At 43.3% G+C, this 25,217-nt stretch carries 27 protein-coding genes; 19 read left to right on the forward strand and 8 right to left on the reverse strand.

All coding sequences use genetic code 11. The features are described 5' to 3' along the window. Positions 1-8: 8 nt before the first annotated feature. Genes ACYH0L_RS02220 through ACYH0L_RS02240 form a run of 5 tightly spaced genes read left to right on the forward strand, consistent with a single transcriptional unit; the run spans position 9 to position 4,589 of the window. The gene (locus ACYH0L_RS02220) at positions 9-1,226 is read left to right on the forward strand and encodes an NRAMP family divalent metal transporter (RefSeq protein WP_099726031.1); all 1,218 of its coding nucleotides are present in this window, start codon (positions 9-11) and stop codon (positions 1,224-1,226) included. 5 nt (positions 1,227-1,231) lie between these two features. Continuing rightward, a complete protein-coding gene (locus tag ACYH0L_RS02225; protein WP_482354318.1) occupies positions 1,232-2,023 on the forward strand; it encodes a putative hydro-lyase in 792 nt (263 codons plus the stop codon). Positions 2,024-2,041: 18 nt separating this feature from the next. Next, positions 2,042-2,788, forward strand: coding sequence for a 5-oxoprolinase subunit PxpB (pxpB, locus tag ACYH0L_RS02230; RefSeq protein ID WP_230031297.1), 747 nt, complete (start codon positions 2,042-2,044; stop codon positions 2,786-2,788). Further along, positions 2,785-3,801: a 5-oxoprolinase subunit C family protein gene (locus ACYH0L_RS02235; protein ID WP_230031298.1), complete on the forward strand. Its 1,017-nt coding sequence runs from the start codon at positions 2,785-2,787 to the stop codon at positions 3,799-3,801. The genes pxpB and ACYH0L_RS02235 overlap by 4 nt, the downstream gene beginning before the upstream one ends. 14 nt (positions 3,802-3,815) lie before the next feature. Further along, entirely contained in the window at positions 3,816-4,589 is a 774-nt protein-coding gene (locus ACYH0L_RS02240) for an IclR family transcriptional regulator (protein ID WP_256499307.1), read from the forward strand. Positions 4,590-4,622: 33 nt separating this feature from the next. Here the strand turns inward: ACYH0L_RS02240 and ACYH0L_RS02245 are convergent, their stop codons facing one another. After that, on the reverse strand, positions 4,623-5,258 hold the full coding sequence (locus ACYH0L_RS02245) for an FMN-dependent NADH-azoreductase (protein ID WP_099726026.1): 636 nt from the start codon (positions 5,256-5,258) through the stop codon (positions 4,623-4,625). 417 nt (positions 5,259-5,675) lie between these two features. On the opposite strand from ACYH0L_RS02245, the gene ACYH0L_RS02250 reads away from it, so the two are divergent. The 3 genes from ACYH0L_RS02250 to ACYH0L_RS02260 all read left to right on the forward strand — a co-directional run bounded on the left by ACYH0L_RS02250 (position 5,676) and on the right by ACYH0L_RS02260 (position 9,698). Continuing rightward, positions 5,676-6,308 carry a GDSL-type esterase/lipase family protein gene (locus tag ACYH0L_RS02250; protein WP_230031299.1) on the forward strand — a complete coding sequence of 211 codons (633 nt, stop codon included), beginning with the start codon at positions 5,676-5,678 and terminating at the stop codon, positions 6,306-6,308. Between the two features lie 87 nt (positions 6,309-6,395). After that, positions 6,396-7,478: a C45 family autoproteolytic acyltransferase/hydrolase gene (locus ACYH0L_RS02255; protein ID WP_410610280.1), complete on the forward strand. Its 1,083-nt coding sequence runs from the start codon at positions 6,396-6,398 to the stop codon at positions 7,476-7,478. A 132-nt stretch (positions 7,479-7,610) separates the two neighbouring features. After that, entirely contained in the window at positions 7,611-9,698 is a 2,088-nt protein-coding gene (locus ACYH0L_RS02260; RefSeq protein WP_482354319.1) for a BglG family transcription antiterminator, read from the forward strand. 16 nt (positions 9,699-9,714) lie between these two features. Here the strand turns inward: ACYH0L_RS02260 and ACYH0L_RS02265 are convergent, their stop codons facing one another. Continuing rightward, positions 9,715-9,885: a hypothetical protein gene (locus ACYH0L_RS02265; RefSeq protein WP_482354320.1), complete on the reverse strand. Its 171-nt coding sequence runs from the start codon at positions 9,883-9,885 to the stop codon at positions 9,715-9,717. After that, entirely contained in the window at positions 9,882-10,358 is a 477-nt protein-coding gene (locus ACYH0L_RS02270; RefSeq protein ID WP_482354321.1) for a class I SAM-dependent methyltransferase, read from the reverse strand. Before ACYH0L_RS02270 ends, ACYH0L_RS02265 begins: the two co-directional genes overlap by 4 nt. Before the next feature lie 133 nt (positions 10,359-10,491). On the opposite strand from ACYH0L_RS02270, the gene ACYH0L_RS02275 reads away from it, so the two are divergent. Then, entirely contained in the window at positions 10,492-11,361 is an 870-nt protein-coding gene (locus ACYH0L_RS02275) for an SDR family oxidoreductase (protein WP_230031303.1), read from the forward strand. A 294-nt stretch (positions 11,362-11,655) separates the two neighbouring features. Then, positions 11,656-12,078 carry a pyridoxamine 5'-phosphate oxidase family protein gene (locus tag ACYH0L_RS02280; protein WP_099726021.1) on the forward strand — a complete coding sequence of 141 codons (423 nt, stop codon included), beginning with the start codon at positions 11,656-11,658 and terminating at the stop codon, positions 12,076-12,078. Between the two features lie 444 nt (positions 12,079-12,522). Here ACYH0L_RS02280 and ACYH0L_RS02285 read toward each other — a convergent pair whose 3' ends face one another. From ACYH0L_RS02285 to ACYH0L_RS02295, 3 genes are read right to left on the reverse strand one after another with little or no spacing between them, the layout of a single operon-like run. Next, the gene (locus tag ACYH0L_RS02285) at positions 12,523-12,699 is read right to left on the reverse strand and encodes a hypothetical protein (protein WP_180275457.1); all 177 of its coding nucleotides are present in this window, start codon (positions 12,697-12,699) and stop codon (positions 12,523-12,525) included. After that, positions 12,699-12,881 carry a FeoB-associated Cys-rich membrane protein gene (locus tag ACYH0L_RS02290; protein WP_099726019.1) on the reverse strand — a complete coding sequence of 61 codons (183 nt, stop codon included), beginning with the start codon at positions 12,879-12,881 and terminating at the stop codon, positions 12,699-12,701. The genes ACYH0L_RS02285 and ACYH0L_RS02290 overlap by 1 nt, the downstream gene beginning before the upstream one ends. 13 nt (positions 12,882-12,894) lie before the next feature. Beyond that, on the reverse strand, positions 12,895-13,113 hold the full coding sequence (locus tag ACYH0L_RS02295) for a hypothetical protein (protein ID WP_099726018.1): 219 nt from the start codon (positions 13,111-13,113) through the stop codon (positions 12,895-12,897). Positions 13,114-13,266: 153 nt separating this feature from the next. On the opposite strand from ACYH0L_RS02295, the gene ACYH0L_RS02300 reads away from it, so the two are divergent. Further along, the gene (locus tag ACYH0L_RS02300) at positions 13,267-13,683 is read left to right on the forward strand and encodes a hypothetical protein (RefSeq protein WP_482354322.1); all 417 of its coding nucleotides are present in this window, start codon (positions 13,267-13,269) and stop codon (positions 13,681-13,683) included. A 32-nt stretch (positions 13,684-13,715) separates the two neighbouring features. On the opposite strand, the gene ACYH0L_RS02305 is transcribed toward ACYH0L_RS02300, so the two are convergent. Together ACYH0L_RS02305 and ACYH0L_RS02310 are read right to left on the reverse strand one after the other, a co-directional pair. Beyond that, positions 13,716-14,012, reverse strand: a complete 297-nt coding sequence (locus ACYH0L_RS02305) for a DUF3817 domain-containing protein (protein ID WP_099726017.1) — start codon at positions 14,010-14,012, stop codon at positions 13,716-13,718. A gap of 135 nt (positions 14,013-14,147) precedes the next feature. Then, positions 14,148-14,822, reverse strand: coding sequence for a GntR family transcriptional regulator (locus ACYH0L_RS02310; RefSeq protein ID WP_249704754.1), 675 nt, complete (start codon positions 14,820-14,822; stop codon positions 14,148-14,150). A gap of 153 nt (positions 14,823-14,975) precedes the next feature. Between ACYH0L_RS02310 and ACYH0L_RS02315 the strand changes: the two genes are divergently transcribed. From ACYH0L_RS02315 to ACYH0L_RS02350, 8 genes are all read left to right on the forward strand, one after another. Further along, positions 14,976-15,803, forward strand: a complete 828-nt coding sequence (locus tag ACYH0L_RS02315) for a helix-turn-helix domain-containing protein (RefSeq protein WP_099726015.1) — start codon at positions 14,976-14,978, stop codon at positions 15,801-15,803. After that, positions 15,793-16,725, forward strand: a complete 933-nt coding sequence (locus tag ACYH0L_RS02320) for a DMT family transporter (protein WP_099726014.1) — start codon at positions 15,793-15,795, stop codon at positions 16,723-16,725. Before ACYH0L_RS02315 ends, ACYH0L_RS02320 begins: the two co-directional genes overlap by 11 nt. Before the next feature lie 97 nt (positions 16,726-16,822). Continuing rightward, complete coding sequence (locus tag ACYH0L_RS02325) at positions 16,823-17,878, forward strand: tartrate dehydrogenase (RefSeq protein WP_099726013.1); 1,056 nt, start codon at positions 16,823-16,825, stop codon at positions 17,876-17,878. A 72-nt stretch (positions 17,879-17,950) separates the two neighbouring features. Beyond that, positions 17,951-20,137 (forward strand): DNA topoisomerase III, encoded by a 2,187-nt coding sequence (locus ACYH0L_RS02330; RefSeq protein ID WP_482354323.1) that lies wholly within the window; start codon positions 17,951-17,953, stop codon positions 20,135-20,137. Positions 20,138-20,335: 198 nt separating this feature from the next. Next, positions 20,336-21,418 carry a glycosyl hydrolase family 8 gene (locus tag ACYH0L_RS02335; RefSeq protein ID WP_099726011.1) on the forward strand — a complete coding sequence of 361 codons (1,083 nt, stop codon included), beginning with the start codon at positions 20,336-20,338 and terminating at the stop codon, positions 21,416-21,418. Then, positions 21,399-22,250, forward strand: coding sequence for a diguanylate cyclase domain-containing protein (locus ACYH0L_RS02340; RefSeq protein WP_099726010.1), 852 nt, complete (start codon positions 21,399-21,401; stop codon positions 22,248-22,250). The genes ACYH0L_RS02335 and ACYH0L_RS02340 overlap by 20 nt, the downstream gene beginning before the upstream one ends. Beyond that, the gene (locus ACYH0L_RS02345; protein ID WP_482354324.1) at positions 22,240-23,955 is read left to right on the forward strand and encodes a DUF2334 domain-containing protein; all 1,716 of its coding nucleotides are present in this window, start codon (positions 22,240-22,242) and stop codon (positions 23,953-23,955) included. Before ACYH0L_RS02340 ends, ACYH0L_RS02345 begins: the two co-directional genes overlap by 11 nt. A gap of 37 nt (positions 23,956-23,992) precedes the next feature. Further along, positions 23,993-25,216 carry a glycosyltransferase family 2 protein gene (locus tag ACYH0L_RS02350; RefSeq protein ID WP_283775085.1) on the forward strand — a complete coding sequence of 408 codons (1,224 nt, stop codon included), beginning with the start codon at positions 23,993-23,995 and terminating at the stop codon, positions 25,214-25,216. Position 25,217 lies beyond the last annotated feature (1 nt).

A 25,217-nucleotide genomic window follows, 5' to 3' on the forward strand; every position in this document is an offset into this window, starting at 1 on the left:
GGAACAGCATGAAAACAGAGAAAATCAAAAACATGAAGGCGCCAAAGGGAAACCGGTCTATGCTGATGGGCGCAGCCTTCTTAATGGCTACGTCCGCCGTCGGACCGGGATTTTTAACACAAACAACCGTGTTTACACAGCAGCTTGCAGCTAGCTTTGGATTTGTCATTTTGATCTCCATTCTGTTAGATATTTTTGCACAAACAAATGTATGGCGCATCATTGCCGTCTCAGAAAAACGAGGGCAGGATATTGCAAATATGGTTCTGCCGGGTCTCGGTTATGTGCTAGCTTTTTTGATTGTCATTGGTGGTCTCGCCTTTAACATCGGAAATATCGCCGGTGCTGGTCTCGGTTTTCAGGTCATTTTCGGTGTCGATCCGCGAATCGGAGCAGGAGTCAGTGCTGTCATTGCTATTCTGATTTTCGTGATCAAAGAGGCTGGAAAAGCGATGGATCGTTTCACACAGATAGCCGGCTTTGTCATGATTGCTCTTATGCTGTATGTGGCCATTTCAACCGCTCCACCAGTTGGAGAAGCAGCTGTGAGAACATTTGTCCCAGAAAAAATTGATATTTTGTCGATTGTGACACTTGTGGGCGGAACAGTAGGCGGCTATATCGTCTTTGCTGGTGGTCACCGCCTGCTGGATGCTGGTATTAAGGGGAGGGATGCACTGCCGCAAGTGACGAAAAGCTCCATTTTCGGTATCTTGATTACATCTGTGATGCGTGTTGCTTTATTTTTAGCGGTTCTGGGAGTTGTCTCAAAAGGCTTACAGATTGATCCATCGAACCCGCCTGCTTCAGTTTTTCAACTAGCATCTGGAAATATCGGGTATAAAATGTTCGGGATTATTATGTGGGCTGCGGCGATTACTTCGGTCATTGGAGCGGCATACACATCTGTCTCCTTTTTTAAAACCTTCTCGCCAAAAATTGAGCAAAATCAACGCGGCATTATCATCGGATTTATTGCCCTCTCGACCATATGTTTTATTACGATCGGAAGACCTGTGAACATATTGATTTTGGTTGGGGCGATTAATGCATTGATTTTGCCGCTGGCACTTGGAACATTGCTTATTGCGGCCTATAAAAAAGAGATTGTCGGTGATTATCGTCATCCATTCTTTTTGACAGTGTCAGGTGCGTTTGTTGTCGTCATGATGGCTATTATGAGCGGGTATACAATCATGAATGAAATCCCTAAATTATGGAGCTGATTCGGATGAATGCATATCAAACTTGTGAGCCTTCACAGCTTAGGGAATTGATTCGCAAAAAGGAGATCACAGGACCAACAGCAGGCTTTGCAGAGGGATTTGCTCAAGCCAATTTAATGATTGTCAAAAAAGAACTTGCCTTTGATTTTCTTTTATTTTGTCAGCGGAATCCGGCTGCATGCCCCTTGCTTGATGTGCTGGAGCCAGGTGATCCAGTGCCAAGGCGGTCAGCGCCTCAAGCGGATATTCGAACGGATTTTCCAAAGTACCGTATTTACCGAAAAGGGATTCTTCAGCAAGAGGTGACAGATATCTCCTCTTATTGGGAGGATGATATGGTTGCCTTTCTCATCGGATGCAGTTTTACGTTTGAGCACGCGCTCATGCTGAATGATATCCCTGTACGTCATATTGAAGACGGTCATAACGTGCCGATGTATGAAACGAATCTTTCCTGTGAACAGGCAGGAGTGTTCCATGGCCCGATGGTTGTCAGTATGAGACCTATTCCGGCGCATCAAGTCACAAGAAGTGTTCAAGTGACGTCTAGATTTCCTTCAGTACATGGTGGTCCCATCCATATAGGTGACCCTGCTGTGATTGGAATCGCAGATGTGGATAAACCAGACTTTGGAGAACCGTCTGTTATGAAAGAAGGAGAAGTCCCGGTGTTTTGGGCATGCGGTGTGACGCCGCAAACCATTGTCATGCACACAAAACCAGACATTGCGATCACTCATGCACCCGGTCATATGTTCATCACAGACCGAAGAGATCAACAGCTCGGAGTGCTTTAGAAAGAGAGGTGTCCTCAAGTGGCGTTTTCAACGATAAAAGATTCTATCACCTTCCACCCGCTAGGAGATGCAGCGATCGTCATTCAAGCTGGCGCCGACATACGTGAAGAGATTCATGAGCGTGTTGAGCAGCTGTTTGCATGTATTGAACAGCATCCATTTGACGGATATGTTGAAGCCGTTCAGGCCTTTACAAACGTGACGGTTTTTTACGAGCCGTATACCGTTCATCAATCTGCTCATCTTGATCCACATGGCAAGTCTCCATATGAATGGGTCAAAGCCTATATCCAAAAACTTCTTGAAGACAAATGGCAGGAGGGGGTTCACGCAAAGAGCCGCATCGTCGATATTCCTGTTTGTTACGGAGGAGCGCTTGGTCCTGATTTAGAAGAAGTCGCCCGCATCAATGGGTTGACGCCTGAAGAAGTCGTGCGTATTCACACAGCAGGGACGTATCTTGTCTATATGGTTGGATTTGCCCCGGGGTTTCCGTTTTTAGGCGGGCTTTCTGAAAAGATCGCAGCTCCGCGCAGGGAAACACCGAGAATGTCTATTCCGAAAGGGTCTGTGGGCATTGCGGGGAAGCAGACAGGCGTTTATCCGATTTCCACCCCAGGAGGCTGGCAGCTTATTGGACAGACCCCGCTGTCATTGTTTCGGCCGGATGATGAGATACCAAGTCTACTGAAGGCAGGGGATGAGGTCAGGTTTGTCCAAATGTCTGAAAAGGAATTTTTCAGCATGAAGGAGGCAGAACGTTGAGTATTCATGTCATCAAGCCGGGGATGTTCACAACCATTCAGGATAAGGGGCGCAAAGGCTATCAGAAGTATGGCGTCTTAACGAGCGGCGGCATGGATCCGCTCTCACTCAGAATCGCCAACATCCTCACCGGAAACCAAGAAAATGAAGCCGTGCTGGAAATGACTTTGATGGGGCCAGGTCCTGTGTTGACGTGTCAGAAGGATCAGCTGATTGCAGTCACTGGCGCTGATGTGGAGATCGATATTGATGGAGAGCCAGCACCTTTATGGAAGCCGCTTTTTATTCGAGCAGGAAGCACCATCACCTTTGGGCCTTGTAAGAGAGGCTGCCGTTCCTATCTTGCTGTGGCAGGTGGATTCGACGTCGAGCCAGTCATGCAGAGCAAAAGTACCTATGTGAGAGCGGGGATAGGCGGACTGAAAGGGCGTACGCTAGAAAAAGGAGACGTCCTGACCATTGGAGAGCCCTCATCAGTAGCAGCTAGCCTGTTTCACATGCTAAAAAGCAAAGAGAAACAAGCGAGATATAGCGCCCCTGATTGGACAGTCAGCCATGCTCATTTCTTGCCGCTGCGGAAATCACCAGTGATTCGGGTGTTGGCAGGCCGACATCTCTCTTATTTTCAGGAAGAATCTCAAACAGCCTTTTTTGAAAAGCCCTACCAGGTCACGCCCCAATCAGATCGCATGGGATGCAGATTGAAAGGGAAACCCATTCACTTAAAGCAAAAGCTTGAATTGATTTCAGAAGCTGTTGCCTTTGGCTCTGTTCAAATCCCTCCTGACGGCCAGCCAATTATACTGCTGGCAGATCGCCAAACAACAGGCGGATACCCAAGAATTGGAGAAGTGGCAACAGTAGATCTACCGCTCATTGCGCAGGCGATGCCTGGTGCGAACCTGTATTTTGAGCAAATCGACCATCATGAAGCAGAACAAGCACTATTCAAGCAAGAAGCGGAAATAAGGGAACTGACCGCAAGAGTAAAGCTGGAAGCATTTTCGTTTTAGAAAAGGTGAGGAACATGCAAAACACAAATAAAACCGTTGTGAAATCAATGGAAATTTTGCGGCTTTTTATCACACACGAACAATTAACGTTAAATGAGATGATTGAGCGAGCCCAAATGCCAAAAACATCTGTACACCGAATGGCGAGCTCATTAGCGGATATGGGGTTATTAGAAAAGCATGATTCAGGTGTTTACCGGTTAGGATTGATGTTCCTTGAATATGGTCAGCTTGTAGCCGACCGCCTTGATATTCGGAGGATTGCGAAGCCCTTTATGGAAAGCTTGCGAGATGAAGTGGGAGAAGCCGTACAGCTCATTATTCGTGAAGGAGACGAAGCCATTTACGTAGAAAAAATCGAAGGTACGCAGCCTGTACGGCTCTACACCGCCGTCGGCAGGCGATCTCCACTATATGCTGGAGCCTGTGCGAGAAGTATTCTGTCCTTTTTGCCAGAGAAAGAGAGACTGGCCTATATTGACTCGATCGAGCTAGGGAAAATCGGAATTGGAACCATTACAGATAAAGAAGTCCTGCGGAACATACTCGAAGAATCAAATAAACGGGGCTATACGTTAAGCTATTCAGAGCTTGAAAACTATACAGCTGCTATTGGAGCGCCTATTTTCAATCATCTCGGAGAAGTGGCCGCAGGCATTAGCATTGCAGGGTTTGAAGCAGGATATCAAAAGGAACGCCTGCCTTACTTAATTGAGCAGGTCAAAAAAGCCGCCAGCGGTATTTCGAGAGAACTAGGTTTTTCATCTAAACAAATAAAAAGCCAATGACCGTCAAGATCATTGGCTTTTCTGTATGATTGATTAGAAAGTTTTTCCTAAAGCTTTTGCACGTTCAATGGCATCTGCTTTAATTTGTTCTGCTTTCGCAGGCTCAGCATTGTGACCTTCAACAATAAGACCTTCGAAAGAAGGAATTCCGAAGAAGCTCGCAATTGTTCCAAGGTAACGGTGGCCTGCTTCAAGCTCAGCAGCAGGACCTTCAGAGTAGTATCCGCCACGTGCTTGGATGTGTAGCGCTTTTTTGTCTGTTAATAAACCAACAGGACCTTGCTCTGTATATTTGAATGTTTTACCAGCTACAGCAACAGAGTCGATGTATGCTTTAAGAACTGGTGGGAATGAGAAGTTCCAAAGTGGTGAAACAAATACATATTTGTCAGCAGAAACGAATTGATCGCTTAATTCGTTTAGGCGAGCAACTTTTGCTTGCTCTTCAGCTGAAAGTGTATCGAAGCCAGCACCAGATTGTAGCTTGCCCCAGCCAGCGAATACATCTGCGTCAATGTGAGGAATGTTTTCTTTGTACAAATCAATATGTACAATCTCGTCACTTGGGTTTGCTTCCTTATAAGATTCGATAAATGCTTTAGCAGTAGCCATACTGTAAGAAACTGTTTCATCATGTGGATGTGCAGTGATGTATAAAACTTTTGCCATAATTCATTCAATCCTTTCTGTTTCAGTGATTTTTTTTAGCGTATCCCAAAGATACACTGAATATGTGGCATCTTTAATCATATTGGAATGCTATGAAAAAGATGTAACAAGCACAGTTACATGAAAACTGATATTTTCATTGTAATCACAATGTAGTTTGAAGTCAAGGTATAAAGTCTCGAAATCAAGATAAAAAGTTTGTAAATTTTTCTGGAACACGTTGAAACAAGGATTTAAGCATAAAAAGCCTACTCCTATTGAACAAAAAATCGATCGAGATCGCAAGTAAAGAGTTTGTAAAGGCGTCTCATCCTGTGGATTTGAAAAAAAGATGAATGCTCCTAAGCCATCTGCTACAAGCATCTATTCTCATTTTTCGTATATATAAGAGAAGGCAGGAGAGAGTGAGGGATAAGAGTGGGACGATCCTATGTTGCGATTGGAGATTCCTTAACGGTTGGGGTGGGGGCACGTTTATTTGGCGGAGGCTTTGCCGAGCGGTTAAGGGCGATGCTTGAAAAAAAGCTGCATACGCCGGTCGAGCTGTCCGTTTTTGCGAAATCAGGGTTAACGACGGAGGAAATCTTACAGCTCTTCAAGCGGTCTGATGTGAGACGTGCTATTGCAAAAGCGGACATCATCACCATTACAGGCTGCGGGAATGATCTTGTTCAAGCTGTTCAGCAGTATGAAGAAGGTGGAGATGAAAAGAAACTGCTGCAAGCGTCCATGCATTGTCAGTCGAATTTTAGCAAGATGATTCAAGAAATCGCTCAGATCAAAAAAGGGCAGCATCAGCCATACTGCGTGTATTTATTGAATTTATATAATCCTTTTCCACAAATACCGATAGCCGAGCGATGGCTGCAGCAGTACAACCATCATCTTCGATTGCTGGCAGCTAGTCCGCATGTAGAAGTTGTGGATGTTTACCACGCATTTGAAGGACATGAAAGAGCTTACTTATCGATTGATCAATTCCATCCGAACCATAAAGGATATGAAGCAATGGCAGAAGCATTGTTTCAACAATCCTCTAAACAGCTGTAATCCGGTGGGATTGCAGTTTTTTTCATTCTTTTAAATGAAGGGCTGTTTCGATATGATAAAAGAAACGAAGACAAAAGAGGTGTATACATGAAGGAGATCAACGCGTATTTTCATGAAATGAAAGGAACAGCTTATGAGGTGGGAAAGCAGCAGGCTGTCTGGCTTAAAGAGAACCCTTTGCTAAAGACACAATATATTCGATCAGAACCGGTGGCAAAAGAGGCTGTGAAGGAAACAAAGCAGCTGCTTCGTCCCTATCTTCCTCAGTTAGATGAAGAGATCGCGGGGTTTTGTGATGAACTGAAATTGGATGAAACTTATTTGACCTTTTACTATTCATCGCATCTTCAGCCAGGCTGCTCCCATTGCGTGATGCAGGGAAAAAAGACGACAGATCAACAAACGGTGTTGCTGCGTAACTATGACTTTTCCCCGATATTTGATGATATGCGCCTTGTGTCTACACATGTAGAAGGCTTGGCCGTTCATACAGGCTCGTCACTGCTGTTGTTTGGCAGGTCTGACGGGATGAATGAGCATGGGCTTTCTGTGACATTCTCTGCATGCGGGCCGCCAATTGGCAATGAACCCGGCTTAAAGCCTCCAGCCGTTGCTGGTTTGCAAGTATATCATGTGATTCGATCTGTTTTGGAATACTGTGAAACAGTTGAGGAAGCCATTCGTTCTATACAGGAAATGCCTGTTGCCTCAAATGTGCACCTCATGCTTGCCGATCGAAAAGGAGAGGCGGCTGCAATTGAAATGATGGACGGACAAAAAGCTGTTAGAAGACCGGAGCGTGGTTATATTGCAGCAACGAATCATCCGCTTGCTGATCAAACGGTAAAAGGGATGACCAAACACCATTCTGTCGTCAGGTACGAAATGTTAATGGAGGCTTTAGAAGAACAACGATCAAGCGATTCTCTCGTCAAGCTATTTCAGACAGAATATCCAGATGGTCTGACTGTGCACAATTATGAGGAGTTGTTTGGGACAATGCGAACTGTCATGTTCCGGCCGGAGGAAGGGACGATGGATTATTGCTTTGGCTCTCCAGTATACAACCGAACTTATTCATTAAGAGCTGGGGGCACACTGCCCTTCCGTGAACAAAAGGTTCAATTTCATCAAAAGGAGTATGGACCATCATTTTGGAAAAACGTATGACCGGGACATGGTCTTTCATTTTTGTCACAGTCAATGTGCCAAAGTCAGATGAACTAAAGATTGCATCGCTTGTTGAAAGCGTTTTATATTAAAGTGTGACAATAGACCTATGTAAGCAGAAGGAGGCATTTCATGTACATAACGGCACGAGAACAGAAAGTGATCAAATATATGATTCAGCAAAATCGTTATGTCACCATTCGTGAGATAGCCGATTCTGTCCAGGTGAGTACAAGAACCATCCATAGAGAAATCAAATCTATTAAACCTATTTTAAAGAATTACCACCTTTCGCTAGACAAACAGCCGGGGAAAGGCTTGAAGGCGGTTGGCGAACAGGAGGATAAACAGCGGCTTCTTGCTCATATTTCAAATGAGGATCAAATCGAATATAGTTCTGATGAACGGAAGCTCTTAATCCTGTGTGCGCTGCTTGAAGCGAAGGAACCGGTTAAATTATATACACTCGCAGCCGACCTGCAGGTAACAAATGCGACCATCAGCTACGATTTAGATGAGCTGACGGACTGGATCGCTCCTTACGGCTTGCAGCTTATTCGAAAGCGCGGGTACGGCATTGAATTAAAAGGGCCTGAGGAAGCAAAACGAAAAATTGTTGGCAATCTCATTGTTGATCGACTCGACATTCAATTATTTTTGGAAACGATTGAAATGAATATCAAACATCGAACGAAGGCGACGGAAAAGGTGTTTGGCGTTGTCAGCAGAGGACAGCTGCTCAAGGTAGAAAGACTGCTCTTTCATTTGAAAAATCGACTGTCGCTCTCATTGTCTGATAGTGCATATATTGCACTTGTCGTTCACTTAACGTATGCCATCGAACGCATTCAGCTTGGCGAAACCATTCGCATGGAAGAAGAAGAGCTGCTTGAACTAAAGCGGACGAAAGAGTTTCAATCATCACAGCGAATCGCAAGAGCACTTGAACGAATGTTTAATGTAGAGATTCCTGAAGCAGAGGTCGGATATATGACCATCCACCTGCGCAGTGCAAATCGCAGCTTTCAGGCAGAATATCGCATTGATGAGATTGAGCTTGATATAGCACTGAGAACGAAAAAGCTCATTGATTTTATTTCAAATAAAACGGGCTATCATTTAAATGAAAATGATTCATTGTACGAGGGACTCGTGTCTCATCTCGAACCTGCGATGAACCGTTTAAAGGAAAAGATGAGAATTTATAACCCGCTCACACAGCAAATTAAAAAAGACTACTTTTTGCTTTTCATGGCGATTGAAGAAGGAGTCGAGCGTTTCTTTCCGGAGATTGAATTTCCAGAGGATGAAATTGCCTTTATTGTGCTGCACTTTGGCTCAGTGCTTGAAATCAAAAAAGAAGAAACAAAGATTCATGCATTGGTCGTTTGCTCAAGCGGAATCGGTTCCTCTAAAATGCTCGCATCACGGTTGAAAAAAGAGCTGCCAGAGATCGCTAAATTCGATTTATCTTCCTTGATGGAGCTAAAGGAAATTGATGCCGCGAGCTATGACATGATTGTATCGACGGTTCCTATTCCCTATGATCATATCGATTACATCATGGTCAGTCCGCTTTTAAACGAGGATGACGCCTTGCGTGTGAAGGCTCATATTAAACGAAAGATTCCTTATATGATAGAGAAAAAAAGAACGAAAGAATCTGTAACAGAACCCGTGCAAGAAACCATTGATATGATGGCGGTTACAGAGCAGGTGACGAACTATATGTCTGTGATTCGCGGCATTTTGTCTCATTTTACAATCGAAAATAAGAAGACGCTGCCGCATCATGAGGCAACAATCAGACAGCTGCTTCGTCAGATTGAAAGTGAAGGATATGTAAAACATGCGGACAATGTCACAACTAGCTTACTTGAACGTGAACAGCAAGGCGGTTTAGGCATTCCAGGTACTACGTTTGCTCTTTTTCACTTAAAGCATGAACTCATCAAAGAGCCAATCTTTCATATCTATGATCTTGATGAGGCATACGAGGTCAAAAGCATGGATGGCGGTCAGCAGATGATGTCACGCATGCTTATGATGCTGGCGCCGCTAGAGCTTGGCAAGGAAGGCTCTGAAATGTTTAGTCTGATCAGTTCATCCATCATTGAAAGTGAAGAGAGCATGGCGCTGTATGGACATGGGGCAAAGGAAGAGATTGAACAAAAATTACATCAGCTTTTCTATCAATTTGTAAAAGAGGCAAAGTGGTAAGAAAAAGGCCGAGAGTTTATTCGCTTCTCGGCTTTTTTGCTGTGACACAGACAACGAGGGTTGGACGAATTTCCTCGTACTGAACAGAAAAATGGTCAAACCCCGCAAACTGTAAGTCATTCAGTATGTTTTCACCCATCTCTTTTGTTCGATTGGCGTCAGCCCCTTTTTCTCTTGGCTGCATCACAATGCGATTTTTCCGCCCGGCTTTAAGGTGTGATAAAGATTGAGTAAGCCGGTCTTTGGGTCATCCCAAATCGTGTAATTGTTAACAGAAAGCACTTTGTCATACTGCTCTCCCGGCAGACGTGTTTTCTCAATTTTCCCAACATACAGCCGGACCTGTTCGCCTTTTGAACGTTTGCTGACGCGGGACTGTGCTTGCTCCTGCATGGTCGAGGAAGCATCCAGCCCATCAATGTGAAGATGAAGATCTTCGTAATGCTTAAGCATATGTTTCATGCTATAGCCGGGGCCATAGCCTATCTCTAAAATATGTTCACCATCATCAAGCTCTAAATGGCGGATCGCCCACTGATTCAATGCTCTATTTTCATTTGCCATAATGAAGCCTGCGATCCTTCCAAGCCAGCCTTTTGGTCTGCTAAAGGTTTTCGAAAGGGTTGACAGCATATGAGAACGCTCCTTTTTGATGATCATGTAACCGATTTTTCCTATGTTGAAACATGACCACCTGTTTTTCAAAACGCATTCGTACAGCATAGGGATGTTTGAGTGGAAAAATGCAGTGGTAATGAAAGGATACATCAACAAATCAAGGAGGAGCTTACACATGAATTTACGTGAATATTTAACAAATGGCATTCCGCGTCAAACACAGGATCAGCAGCCAGGCAGTGAAAGGGAAATGAATCCTGCGCCGATCTTTGAGGACGAATCATATCAAGGGTCTGGCAAGCTCAAAGGGAAAGTAGCACTGATTACAGGCGGAGATAGTGGAATTGGACGTGCTGTATCTGTTGCCTATGCAAAAGAAGGAGCACATGTCGCCATTGTGTACTTAAATGAACATGAGGATGCAGAGGATACGAAAAAGCGTGTAGAGCAGGAAGGCGTCAAATGCTTGACGATTGCAGGAGATGTCGGAGACGAAGCCTTTTGCGAGGAAGCGGTAGAAAAAACGGTTGAAGCTTTTGGTCAATTAGATATATTAGTGAATAATGCGGCTGAACAGCATCCGAAAGAACGTATTCAAGATATCTCTAGTGAACAGCTTCACCAAACCTTTAGAACCAACTTCTATTCCTATTTTTATTTTACGAAGAAGGCACTTGATTACTTAAAACCGGGAAGTTCAATTATTAATACAACATCCATTAATCCATATCGAGGTAACGCAGTGCTCATCGATTATACAGCGACGAAAGGGGCCATCAACGGCTTTACTCGTTCTATGGCACAGTCGCTTGTGAAAGATGGGATTCGGGTGAACGGTGTAGCGCCTGGTCCAATTTGGACGCCGCTCATTCCATCTACATTTGACGAAGACAGTGTGGAAAGCTTCGGGGCAGAAACCCCAATGGGAAGACCAGGACAGCCTGTTGAGCATGTCGGCTGCTTCGTGCTGCTTGCCTCTGACGAATCGTCTTATATGACGGGCCAGACACTTCACGTCAATGGCGGTTCCTTTATGAATACATGATCAACAGCGCCACCGCCCAGCTTTGATTGGGCGGTGTGTTTAGTATTTCTTGCGATTTTTCTGCACAGATGTGACAGACCATACGATAATGCCCACAACAGCTGCTGCAATGACAAGTGAAACCAAATGAAACATCGTTTCATGATGCATGTTCGACTTCTCCCTTCATTGAACCTGTTTTCTATAGCATCAGCTAGAAGCTCTCTTTTTATGAAAAACACATTTCTTTGTTTAATGAATGGATTGTCGTGGAAACCTATGAGTACGGATGAAATTTTGAAGGAGTGAAGATATATGTCACAGGAAGAGTTAAAGCAAAAGGTTCTAAACCTATTAGATGAGCAAAAGGTCGGAACACTAGCGACTGTTGAACAGAATCAGCCGCATACCCGCTACATGACTTTTTTCCATGAAGGGCTGACGCTATATACACCAACGAGCAAAGAAACACATAAAGCAGACGAAATTGAAAAAAACCCGAATGTTCATATTCTCATTGGATATACAGGCGAAGGATTCGGTGATACCTATGTAGAAATTGCAGGCACCGCTACATTAACAGATGATCCAGAGCTGGTCGACCGCCTTTGGTCAAATGAGATGGAGAAATGGTTTAAAGGCAAAGGCGATCCAAACCTAGTGATTCTGAAGATTGAACCAACCTCCATCCGTTATATGAATGAAGGAAGCGGTACACCAGCAGAATTATCGCTGTAACACTTGCGTATTTTAGGGGAACGTGATATAGTTTTATATTAAGTGTTGAAATAAGCAAATAAATAAAGAAAGTAAACTTTCTTTTTTCTATGACATAATGAGAAGCAATAGAGCTTCTACTTGATAAGAACGAGACGCTGTCAAAGCGAACAAACTTATTCTTTTCCTTCTGCACCGCCCCCCTATAAAAAGCGGAAGAATGGAAAAAAGACGTTTTGATTTACAATTCACACTGGCGCGGCTTCGGAGCCGTAAGGACGAATGAGAGGTAGGGCTTTCGTTGTCTTGTTATCCAGAACTTCCATGGCGTTTACTTTCAAACGTAGGTTCACTCGGAACACATATGACACACTGATATGATCGAATCTTGATTCATAAACTCCGTGACGGAGATCACAAATTGATTATTTATTTGCATGAAAAGAGTAAGAAGCAGGCTGCCATCTATTTGGCAGCCTTTTTAAGTGGGTCAAACAATAGGATCCCGAGACCGATGATCCCGAGGAAAGGAAAGATGAAGGTAGAAAAAATACGCATAGCGTCCCCGCCAAAAGGATTCGCCATCAAAAATAGAACAGCCAACAAACAGGTGATAGCAGTCAATAGGACATGCTTCATCATCACTCACTTCTTCCTTTCTTCTGATTCCGCCAAATCCGCTCAATAAAAAAGAACATCACCGCAAACAAAATAGAAAAGATGAGCATGTCCAGTAGTGTCACGCCTTTATCTGGGTGCACAATACCAAACCAAATCAATTGTAGAACAAAAGAGACAGCAAAATAAAGAATGGGTTCTTTCATCATTTTCCTCTTTTCACTTATTTTTTTGACCTTGTAGCCACAGCATCCAAATGAAGAAGGAACCAATGGCACATGAGAGCAAGGTGACGGGCGGCAAGGTGTGCCAGCGAGTCAGCCCCTTTACAAAGCACATATAAAAAAAGAAAATGGAAATGGATACGAGCAGCCATTGCTTGAACCAACGGGGAACACGCAGCCATGCTACTAGAATGATAGATGATAGCTTATCCAATGGAATAACTCCTTTTTTGAATCTGATTGGATTTTATCGCAAAAAACCAAATCTGTAAAATATGGATTTTGTGTAGCTGAATGGTATTCCTCTGGCGCTTGAAACATTCTCGGTGCACTCACGTATAAGGTAAAGGAACCTCATGAATGGCAATTGAAAAAAATACCATTGATTTCAATTGCCATTCATGAACAAAAACCTGTACTGCTGGATGTGACTGTTTCAAACGGAGAGCAGTCCATCGCAAAAACGGTCAGTCAATTCATCCGTGATCATATGCAGATCGCAGCAGGAACTCAAATCACGATTCAAACAAAGAAAGAAGATCTGGATAGAGAAATGTCCCTGTTACAAGAGAAACAAGGAAGTGCAAAAGTGACCAATGTTGCCTTTGCTGGGGTGATCGGCCATCTCCCGTTAGCGATTATTCAGGTGGAGAGAAATGGCATGCTGTATGAAGTGAAACAGCCAATCGATCCAATCACTAGCGTTTTGCCCGGTGATGAACTATGGGTGGCGTATCACGAAATGACGCGTCAAGCAACCATTGTGAAATATGCATCGATTTAAAAAAGCGTTCCTTTACAGGAGCGCTTTTTCGATTAAGACTTTGTATCAAATTGGCGAAGCACCTTATCATAGGCGAAGTTGCCAAAAGGGATGAATGCCGCAAAAAAACCGGCGATGGACCATTTTAAATGCCAGCGAACTTTAAATGTCACATATGCCAAAACGAGCATATAGATCACAAACAATCCGCCATGAAGAGAGCCCACAATGGTGACTGCCATCGGAATATCCGCAAAATATTTTAGAGGCATGGCAATTAAAAGAAGGGTTAAAAGAGACATACCCTCAATAAAACCCGCCTGTCTCAGACGGCTAATACTTGTATGCATATACAAATCCTCCTGTATAAAAGCTAGTTTCTCATCTTCTAATATAAACGAAAGATGTCTGAACATGCTAAAATCTACGAAAAATTCAAAATATGTTCAAGTAATGCTTAAAAAATGGGAAAAATGAAGAAGCGGTTAACCTTTGGTTGTTTCAGAGAGTACTTGCTTTAAGTGCGCCACATCATGTAATAAGTGGTCTGTCATCGTTTGAACGGCTTCCGTGGAACGGCGCTCTTTGATCTCATCGAAAATGGCTGCATGCTCCCTTTGAATTGTCTCAGCACGCGTCCCGCCGCTAAAATGGAAGATGCGGCAAAAATGAATGAGTGCATTCACGTGATTCAATTGTTTACATAAGCGGTCATTGTGACTGGATAGAATGATTTTTTGGTGAAAGGTTTCGTGTAACTGGACGATGTCTTTAGATGGCCGCTGCTGCTTTATCGCTTCGTCTGCCTGCGTGAGAACCTGCTCAATTCCATCAATCTCTTTTTGTGTGGCTTCCTTGCAAGCAAGCTGAACAGCAAGTGTTTCTAAGGCCATCCGAATTTGATAAAGTTCTTCAACATCTCTTTCCGTTAACGTATAGACGGAGTAGCCTGATTTATGATGAGCGATTAATAGCTCGTCCTTTTCTAAAAGCCTCATCGCCTCTCTGACCGGCGATCGGCTTACTCCAAATTGCTTGGCAAGCTGTGTTTCATTGATGCGCTCACCTGGCTGGAATTGCCCGTCAAATATCATTTGCTTCAGCTGTTCATAAAATTGCATGTGATACGGTGTTGATTTTTCAATCTCGAATGAATTCATCCCATCATTCCCTCTTTACTCATGATCTTTTGTCTCATGTTATCCAAGTTCCTGCCCCTAAGCAAGCCCGCATCAAAAAGTCAATATCGTACAATCGAAGAGAAAAACGGTGTGCTACACTAATGATCAGTTCAGTGAAAAGAGGGGAACGAAATGAAAACACAAGAAGAACGAACTGTGCACTTTGACCAAGACTTGCAAATAGAAGCGTATCGCTTTCATGGCATCATGCAAAAATTCCCAAATCATTTTCATACATACTATGTGATTGGATTTATTGAAAGCGGTCAAAGACGTTTAATCTGCCAAAATCAAGAATACATCATTGAAAAGGGAGATATTCTTCTTTTCAATCCATATGATAATCACGCATGTGAACAAATTGATCACAAGACGTTAGATTATCGCTGCTTAAATATTGAAGCAGACGTGATGGAGAAGATGTTTCAGCACAAGCCGCATTTTAAAGCCCCTGTGTTTTCACAAAGTGACCTGACAAAGCCGTTATATGAGCTTCATCAAATGATCACAGAAGAAGCTCCTGCTTTGAATAAACAGGAAACCTTCTATTTTTTCATGAAGCAGCTGATCGGAGCCTATGCTGATATGCCAGAGAAAAAAGCGTCAGCATCGCATACTAATGAACAGAAAGTCCAAGACGTACAGGAATATATCGAGGCGCACCTCACGGAAAATATATCGTTAGACGAATTAGGTGAGCTTGTGTCAATGAACAAATACTCACTGCTTCGAGCTTTTACAAAGTTCAGAGGGACCACGCCTTATCGTTATTTACAGACAGTCAGAGTGAACTATGCGAAGGAACTTCTCGCCCAAGGATTGAAGCCTGTAGATGCGGCTGTCTCCGCTGGATTTTCTGACCAAAGTCATTTGAGTCATTTCTTTTCAGAATTTATTGGGCTCACGCCAGGACAATATCAGCAAATCTTTGCAAAGCAGGTAACAGCTGATGAAAAATAAACAGCTGCTTGGTCATCTAGCGGCCATGTTTACCATTTTTTTATGGGGATCTACCTTTATATCAACCAAAATATTATTAACGGCTTTTTCTCCGACAGAGATTTTATTTCTTCGTTTTTTCATTGGGTATCTTGCCCTTATGATTATCTATCCGGTGACCATGAAGGTACGCCATAAAAAGCATGAAGGGATGTTTGCGCTTGCAGGGCTGTGCGGGGTGGTCTTGTACTATTTTTTAGAAAATGTTGCACTTACTTATACGTTTGCTTCAAATGCGGGTGTCATCAGCTCGGTTGTGCCATTCTTCTCTTTTTTATTGGCTTATTTTTTGTTAAAAGATGAGCCGTTGCATATCCAATTTTTCATTGGCTTTTTCATCGCTATGATGGGGATTGTTCTGATTAGCTTTAACGGGATGACGACGTTCCAATTGAATCCACTCGGTGATGTTCTAGCATTAACTGCTACGATTGTCTGGGCCTTCTATTCTATTTTATCGAAGATGATCAACCAATATGGCTACCATATCATTCAGGTGACAAGGCGTGTCTTTTTTTACGGATTGCTATGGATGATCCCGCTGCTATGGCATTTTAAGATTCGTTTAGACTGGGAGCGATTGACGAATCCATCGCTTGCCTTTCACTTGCTATTTTTAGGTCTTTTCGCCTCCGCGGTTTGTTTCCTGACATGGAGCTTTTCGGTGAAAACGCTGGGTGTGGTGAAATCAAGTGTGTACATTTATGGGGTTCCCATTATCACGATGGTCATTTCAATGATCGTTCTAAAAGAGAGATTGACCCTCTTGTCAGTGCTTGGAACTGCACTGACGTTAGGAGGCTTGCTTCTTTCAGATAAAAAAGACAAGGGGAAAAAGAAACAGAAAGCCCCGATGCTTTTGCAGGATAAAAAGGCGCTTTAATCAAAAAAGCGCTTTTTGTCCATTGAAAGAACATGTACTCTCTAGTAAACTCAACTTAACTAGTCGACGGTCGACCAATCATAAGGGGGAAAAATCAATGAAGCATTTTTCAATTGCAGTGATACCAGGTGATGGGATCGGGAAAGAAGTAGTACCTGAAGCAGTACGAGTATTGAAAGCGATATCAGAAGTGCATGGCAGCCTGTCTTTTTCCTTTCAGGATTTTCCTTGGAGCTGTGAATATTATTTAGAGCATGGCGAAATGATGCCGAAGGATGGATTGGATCAACTGAAGGCCTTTGACAGCATTTTTTTAGGGGCTGTCGGAGATGCCAACTTAGTGCCTGATCATGTCTCACTTTGGGGATTGCTCATTAAAATTAGACGAGAATTTGAGCAGGTGATTAACGTCAGACCTGCAAAACAGCTGAGCGGCATTCGCTCACCACTTGCCCAGCCAAAGGATTTCGATCTTCTTGTTGTGAGAGAAAATGGTGAAGGTGAATACAGTGAAATTGGGGGCCGCATCTATCAAGGGGAAGATCAGCTCGCCATTCAAAATGCTGTTTTCTCTAGAAAAGGGACAGAGCGTGCCATGCGCTTTGCTTTTCAACTAGCAGAAAAGAGACGAAAGCATGTAACAAGCGCAACAAAATCCAATGGCATCGTCCATACAATGCCATTTTGGGATGAAGTGTTTCAAGCCGTATCAAAGGAATACCCAGAGGTGGCAGCAGACTCGCAGCATATTGATGCGCTCTCAGCCTTCTTTGTGACAAGACCTGAAAAATTCGATGTCATTGTGGCCAGTAATTTATTTGGCGATATTTTGACTGATCTTGGTGCAGCCATTATGGGAAGTATTGGCGTGGCGCCAGCTGCCAACATCAATGTGAATGGCAAATATCCATCCATGTTTGAGCCGGTACACGGATCAGCTCCAGACATTGCGGGAAAAGGGATCGCCAACCCAATCGGTCAAATTTGGACCGCTAAACTTATGCTTGATCATTTCGGAGAGGAAGAGCTGGGCGCACACCTCCTCGAAACCATCGAATCGGTCACAGCAGACGGCTTTTTAACCGCAGATATTGGCGGAGCCTATCAAACAAAAGAGGTCACAAACGAAATCATCAAACGATTGAAGAAATAACTCGTCATTAGAACCGCGTCTCCACGTCTGCTATAATAAAAGGATGGATAGAAGAAAGAGATGTGAAATCTAGTGTCAAAAACAGTTGTATTAGCAGAGAAACCTTCAGTAGGGCGTGACCTTGCGCGTGTGCTGAAGTGTCATAAAAAAGGAAATGGCTATTTAGAAGGAGATCAATACATTGTGACGTGGGCGCTTGGCCATTTGGTGACACTGGCTGATCCAGAGGGCTATGGAAAAGAATTTCAATCCTGGCGTTTAGAGGATTTACCGATCATTCCAGAGCCGCTCAAGCTTGTGGTGATGAAAAAGACAGGCAAACAGTTCCAAGCGGTAAAGGCGCAGCTTGCGAGAAAAGATGTAAAAGACATTGTCATCGCAACAGATGCTGGACGCGAGGGGGAGCTTGTCGCAAGATGGATTCTTGAAAAAGCGCATGTGAAAAAGCCGTTAAAACGACTATGGATCTCATCTGTCACGGACAAAGCGATTCAAGAAGGATTCAAACGATTAAAAGACGGCAGAGAATATGATAACCTGTATCGCTCAGCGGTCGCACGTGCAGAGGCAGATTGGATTGTAGGGATCAACGCGACAAGAGCGCTGACGACCAAGTTCAATGCACAGCTCTCCTGCGGACGGGTGCAAACACCAACCGTTGCCATGATCGCAAAGCGAGAGGAAGACATTCAGCAATTTCAGCCGAAGCCGTTCTTTGGGCTGACTGCACAAGTAGACGGACTCACGTTGACATGGCAGGATGCCAAAACAAAGCAAAACCGCACATTCCAGGAGGATCTGATCAAGGAGCGCTTGGCAGGCTGCAAAGGAAAACCGGCAGTGATTGACGCGTTGAAAAAAGCAGCCAAAAAGGCCTTTGCTCCAGGGTTATATGACCTGACAGAATTGCAGCGTGATGCCCACAAACGCTATGGCTTTTCGGCAAAAGAAACATTGTCTACTCTTCAGCGGCTGTATGAGCAGCATAAGCTCGTCACTTACCCGCGTACAGATTCCCGTTTTATTTCAGCGGATATCATTCCCACATTAAAGGATCGGTTAAAAGGAATGAACGTCAGACCATATGCGCAGCATGTGAACCGTATTTTACAATCAGGTATTAAAGCGCACAAAGGCTTCGTCAACGATGCCAAAGTGTCGGATCACCATGCGATCATTCCAACCGAGGAAGAGCTGTATCCTGGTGCATTAAGTGATAAAGAGCGTAAATTATATGACCTGATTGCCAAACGATTCCTTGCGGTTCTTATGAACCCTTTTGAGTACGAGGAAACAACGGTTATCGCAAAGATAGGCAGTGAAACATTCACAGCAAAAGGGAAAATCGTTCAATCAGCTGGCTGGAAAGCCGTGTACGATGATTCCTATGAAGACGAGGAATCAGCCGAAGCAGATCAGCATCTGCCGCTACTCTCAGAAGGCCAGTCCCTTGAAGTACGACTTCTGAAAGAAACAAAAGGAGAAACGAAGCCTCCTGCCCGTTTTAATGAAGCGACCCTTTTATCTGCTATGGAGAATCCAGCGGCATTTATGCAGAACCAGGAAAAGGACTTAGTGAAAACCCTTGGTGAAACCGGTGGTCTAGGGACGGTAGCAACAAGAGCTGATATCATTGAAAAGCTCTTTAATAGCTTTTTAATTGAGAAAAAAGGCAAAGACATCTTCATCACATCGAAAGGGAAACAGCTGCTCTCTTTAGTGCCTGAAGACTTGAAGTCTCCTGCTTTAACAGCAGAATGGGAACAAAAGCTTTCGAAAATTGCGAAAGGCCAATTGAAAGCTTCTCAATTCATGAGTGAAATGAAGTCATATGCAAAACAAGCTGTATCTGAAATCAAACAGACGAACCAAACCTTTAGGCATGACAACGTTACTGGAACCCATTGTCCGGATTGCGGAAAACTTATGCTGAAAGTGAACGGAAAAAATGGCACAATGCTTGTCTGTCAGGACAGAGAATGCGGACACAGAAAAAACGTGGCGAAGAAAACAAATGCACGCTGCCCGAACTGTCATAAAAAACTCGAGCTGCGCGGAGAAGGCGATGGCAAAATCTTTGCTTGTGTGTGCGGTCATAGAGAAAAGCTGTCTGTTTTCGAAAAACGCAAATCACAATCCAATCAAAAACGAGCTAGTAAGCATGATGTATCTAAATATATGAAGAAACAAAAGAAAGTGGAAGAGCCGATCAATAACGCACTAGCTGAACAATTAAAGAAATTAAAATTAGATCAATAGTTGTGTAAAAACCCATGCGAGGCCGCATGGGTTTTTCAGTGCAATCAAGCATATCGGCATATTTTTTTTCTGAAAATGGGAATGCATATGCGAAAAGACTCGTAATTTGGTATAAAATATTTATTTGAATTTAAACAGAAACGCTCTATAATAAATCGTTAGATGCTAAGAGAACTGGGAGTTGAAAGGGGGACACGAATGGATACACCCATACATCGTACGGCTATCGTTATATTCATTGTCATTCTACTAGGCGGATGTACCTGGAACCAGGAGAAAGAGCCAGCTCATCCAGAATCAGCACAGCCTGTATTGCCAGGAGAATATTTCATCAATCACCACTTAATGACAGATCAGGGCATGATCCGCACCTCTTTTGCAGAGCAGAACCTCTATTTATCTGAATCGCTTGGACTTTGGATGGATTATCTTGTTCTAAAAAAAGATCAAGCCTCTTTTGATCAACAGGTAGACGTTCTGCACACTCAATTCTTACTAGATCATGATCTCCTCAGCTGGCAAATTGAATCTCATCAAAAAAGTAAGGTCAATGCTTTAGTCGATGATTTACGTGTAGTGGCAGCACTTCAAAAGGCAGATCAATTGTGGCAGAAGTCAGCATATGAGACCACAGCGAAAGAAATCGCACAAGCGTTAAAAGACAACAACATGTTCAAGGGCATACTCACCGATTATTATGATGCATCGACAAAGCAAACTTCACACACAATCACACTCTCATATATGGACCCAAAAGCAATCAAAGAATTGGTATCCCTCCAAATATTCACGAAACAAACGATGAGCAACCAATTGGCCATTCTAAAAAATGCACCGAGACAAAAAGGATTCTTTCCTAAATCCTATGACATAGCGAAAAAAGCCTACTCATTTGATCGAGAAATCAACTTGATTGATCAACTTTATACGGCTCTCCATGCCGAACGTGCACAGGTTGATACATCTGCGATCATGAAATGGCTGAAAACAAATTTTCAAGAAGAAGGAAAATTGTACGGACGATATGAACTAAGCACTTTGAAGCCAGCTGTGACGTATGAATCGCCCTCGGTATATGCACTGGTGATCTTATATGCTCTCAATCAAAACGAGCTGGATTTTGCAAAAGATGTCTATTACCGAATGAAAGAATTACAAATCCAAGATCCTCTTAAGCCCTATTACGGAGGATACATGAACGAAAAAGACACACACTCTTTTGATAACTTATTGCCTCTTATTGCAGAAAGGGAGCTTCTAAATGAATCGGTTATTCAGTAACACGTATCGCTTGTATTATTCTCTGCTCCTCACGTTTGCAGGTCTTATTTTGTTTATGGGCTACTTAAACGTACATGATGCGGAGAGTTTCATGATCATCGCGCTGACATTTGTCGTGTTAGGATGCGGCATTTTATTTGGTATTTTACCAGCATTAACTTTTACCTTACTTATTTTGTTTTTTATAGGAAGCGTCATGTTCTTTTCAGAGCTTAGACTCACGAATCTGCTCTTTTCCAATCAAACATTGCAAGATGTTGTGATCTGGGGTGTGGCACTTCTCTTTTTCGCTATTTCAGCAGGGAACATGCATGAGCGTATCAAGACGATGCGTCACACCATTGAACAACAAAAGCAGGCCATCAAACAATTTGTGGCGATTGACTCAACAACAGGATTTGACAATGCAGAGCGGATGAAGCTGGAGTTGTCCGAGGAAATGAAACGGGCAGAACGATACAAACAGCCATTTGTCTTTATCCTTCTTCATATGCACTACGCAGCGGAATTCAAATCATTATATGGAGAAAAAGAAATGCAGCACCTTTTTCAGCAATTGAGTATCAAGATCCGCGAGAGTGTGAGAGAAACCGATAAGAAATTTCGAATATCTGAAGAACGAATGGGTCTGATGCTCACCCACACACCTGAAGAAAACGTCTCTGTCGTCCTTGATAAGCTAAAGGATAAACTGCAAACGCATGTCTTACTGAACGGTCGTGGAGTGACCCTGACATTCCATGTCTGTCATTTAACAAGCAGCTCGGACTATCGAACACCAGAGCAATTTTTAGAAGAACTAGAAAACGAGATGATAATGAATGAACTTTAATCCTTTGATGAAATGCGGTTTGTTGATTGCTCTTTTTTCGATGCTCTCGTTCAAACATATAGCTTTAGCCGATGCTCTTGTCACGCAGCCGGATACCCTCATTATTTATTCGACAGAATCGGGGGAAGCGACTCCAGCTGTTCATATGCTTGATTTACTCGTCGGTCATTTTTCCAAACAAACGACAGTTTTATCAGATGAACAAACCGCTGAAAAAAAGCTCAATGAATTTCAGCAAGTCATCTATATCGGTGAAGTAAAGAAAACCTTACCAAAACAAACCATTCGTGCGATCAACGAATCAAAACGTCTAATGGCCATTGGATACAATGCGGAACAGCTTCGCACGTTCTCCAAGCTCACTTTTCAAAAACAAGATCACACCAGTCAAATCAAACATACACATGATCAGACCTACCGTCAGCTGGAGAGAGGTATTACAGCACTAACGGTTCAAGGGGCAGATCTGCGAAGTGAATTTCTATTGAAGAAAAATCAAGCTGCTCTGCCATTTGTGGTTCAAACAAAAGAAAGTGCGGCATATATCGGAATTTTAGATGTAGTGCAGCACAACAAGCTTCTTGCAAAAGTGCTAGAAACACTCCTGCCGTCTTCTGATCAAATGACGACAAAATACTTACGGCTGGGGAATATCAGTCCAGCCACTGACGAGAAGAAGCTGCTTGAACTTGGACAATACGTATCCGCCCGGCATATTCCTTTTCTGATAGCGGTGACCCCAGTATGGATTGATTCGGCAACAGGTGATGAAGTGACACTGAGTGAACGGCCTCAGCTTGTGCATGCGTTAAAACAATTGCAAAGCAATGGAGCTAGCGTGATCCTTCATGGATTCAGCCGTACGTACCGAACCGAGGAATCTGGTCAAGGCTTTGAGTTTTGGGATGCAAAGTACGATCAGGCCATTACTTCAAATGAACCGAATGAAGCCGAAAAGAAGCTGAGTAAAAGCCATTTTCCGAATGAAAAAGACTTCGATGCTTATACCAAATCCGCTCTGCACCAAGAAGTCATCTATACAGAGGAAAAGCTGACAAAAGGCATTGAGCTTCTAACGCAGCAAGGACTATATCCACTTGCATTCGAGGTGCCGCATGATGCCATATCTCAACAAGGCTATCAAGTGATTTCTCGGCATGTTTCAAGTCTTTTTGGGCAGGTGCAGCTTTCGGACCGCACATCGAAAACAAGTGGTGCACCGCCATTTATGACGACACCAGCCATGCTCCATGGCATGACCTTATATCCTGAACAGCGTGTAGATACAGCGTCTGACCAAGAGAATTCAAACGTTCTGACGGAACAAACGATTCAATCCATGCAGCATCTTCAATCTGCCACGATTGGGATGTCCTATGATGTGGAATCGGGGGTAGATGGTTTACAGGATCTGATGACACAGATGGAGGCGATCCCTTCTAGTGAATGGCTGGATTTAAAGAAAACAAAACAGACTGTCCAAACCGCACATGTACAGATCAAAACTTCAGGTAATGGACATATTCAAGTACAGCAATCCAACATAGCAGAAACAAAAACTGTCAAGAGAAGCGGTATGGAAAATATGCTGCGAATTCTCACAGTGGTGGTGCTGCTATTTATTGTGGCATTTGCTTTTTACACATTGTATTTAAGGCTGACAATGAAAAAACGAATTTTTAAGGAGAGAAAATCAGGTGGCTGATGTTTTATTTTATCTTTCATTAATACTGATTTGGATCATGCTCCTATACCATATGTTTCTGATGCAGGGCGGCTTTCAGCACTATCTAACCTACGAAAAAGAGCTGCCTAAATGGACGAAACAAGGGAAAGAGCTGCCGACAGTCAGCATCCTTATTCCTGCTCATAATGAAGAGGTGGTCATTCGGCAAACGTTAAAAGCCATGGTTCAACTATCCTATCCAAAACATCTTCTTGAAATCATTGTAATTAATGACAATTCCTCTGATCGCACAGGAGACATCGTACAATCATTCAGTGAGCAATATGATCATGTCCATATGATTGAAACGAAGCCGCCATTTGCAGGAAAGGGGAAATCCTCTGCGCTGAATGAAGGCTTGAAGGCTTCTACAGGAGAAATGATTTGTGTATATGATGCAGATAACACGCCTGAACAAAAGGCTGTCTATCATTTAGTTCTTGGGTTATTGAATGATCCAAAAGCTGGCGCTGTTGTCGGGAAATTCAGGGTCATCAATGCAGCCAAAAACCTGCTTACCAAATTTATTAATATTGAGACCATCTGCTTTCAATGGATGGCGCAGGGCGGGAGATGGAAGTGGTTTGGCATTGCGACAATACCAGGCACAAACTTCGCGATCCGCCGGCACATCTTGGAAGAGCTTGGAGGCTGGGATGTGCATGCTTTGGCCGAGGACACCGAATTAACGATCCGTGTATATAACCTTGGATATATAATTCGATTTTTCCCTGCTGCGATCACCTGGGAACAAGAGCCTGAGACATGGAAGGTCTGGTGGCGGCAGCGAACGCGCTGGGCTAGAGGCAATCAATATGTCGTACTTAAATTTTTAAGGCAGTTTATGAAGCTGAAACGAAAACGAATGATTTTCGATTTATTTTATTTTTTCTTTACGTATTTCTTGTTTTTCTTCGGTGTGCTGCTTTCAAATGGCATATTTATCGTGAACTTATTTGTTGACCTTCACTTATCTGTAGGGGCTGTCGCACTGATTCTATGGGGATTAGCCTTCTTCCTCTTTCTAACAGAAGTGATGATTACATTGAGTATTGAGAAAACAGAGCTGACCAAACAGAACATTCTCATTGTGGCTCTCATGTACTTCACCTATTCTCAAGTATGGATTGCGCTTGTTGTGTACTCCTTATGTGTAGAGGCAAAGAGCCGAGTATTGAAACAAGAAGTGAAATGGTACAAAACTGAGCGTTACGATCAACAACAAAAGAAAAGCGGGTGAC

The sequence above is a fragment of the Bacillus sp. MC1252 genome (genome assembly GCF_056838025.1).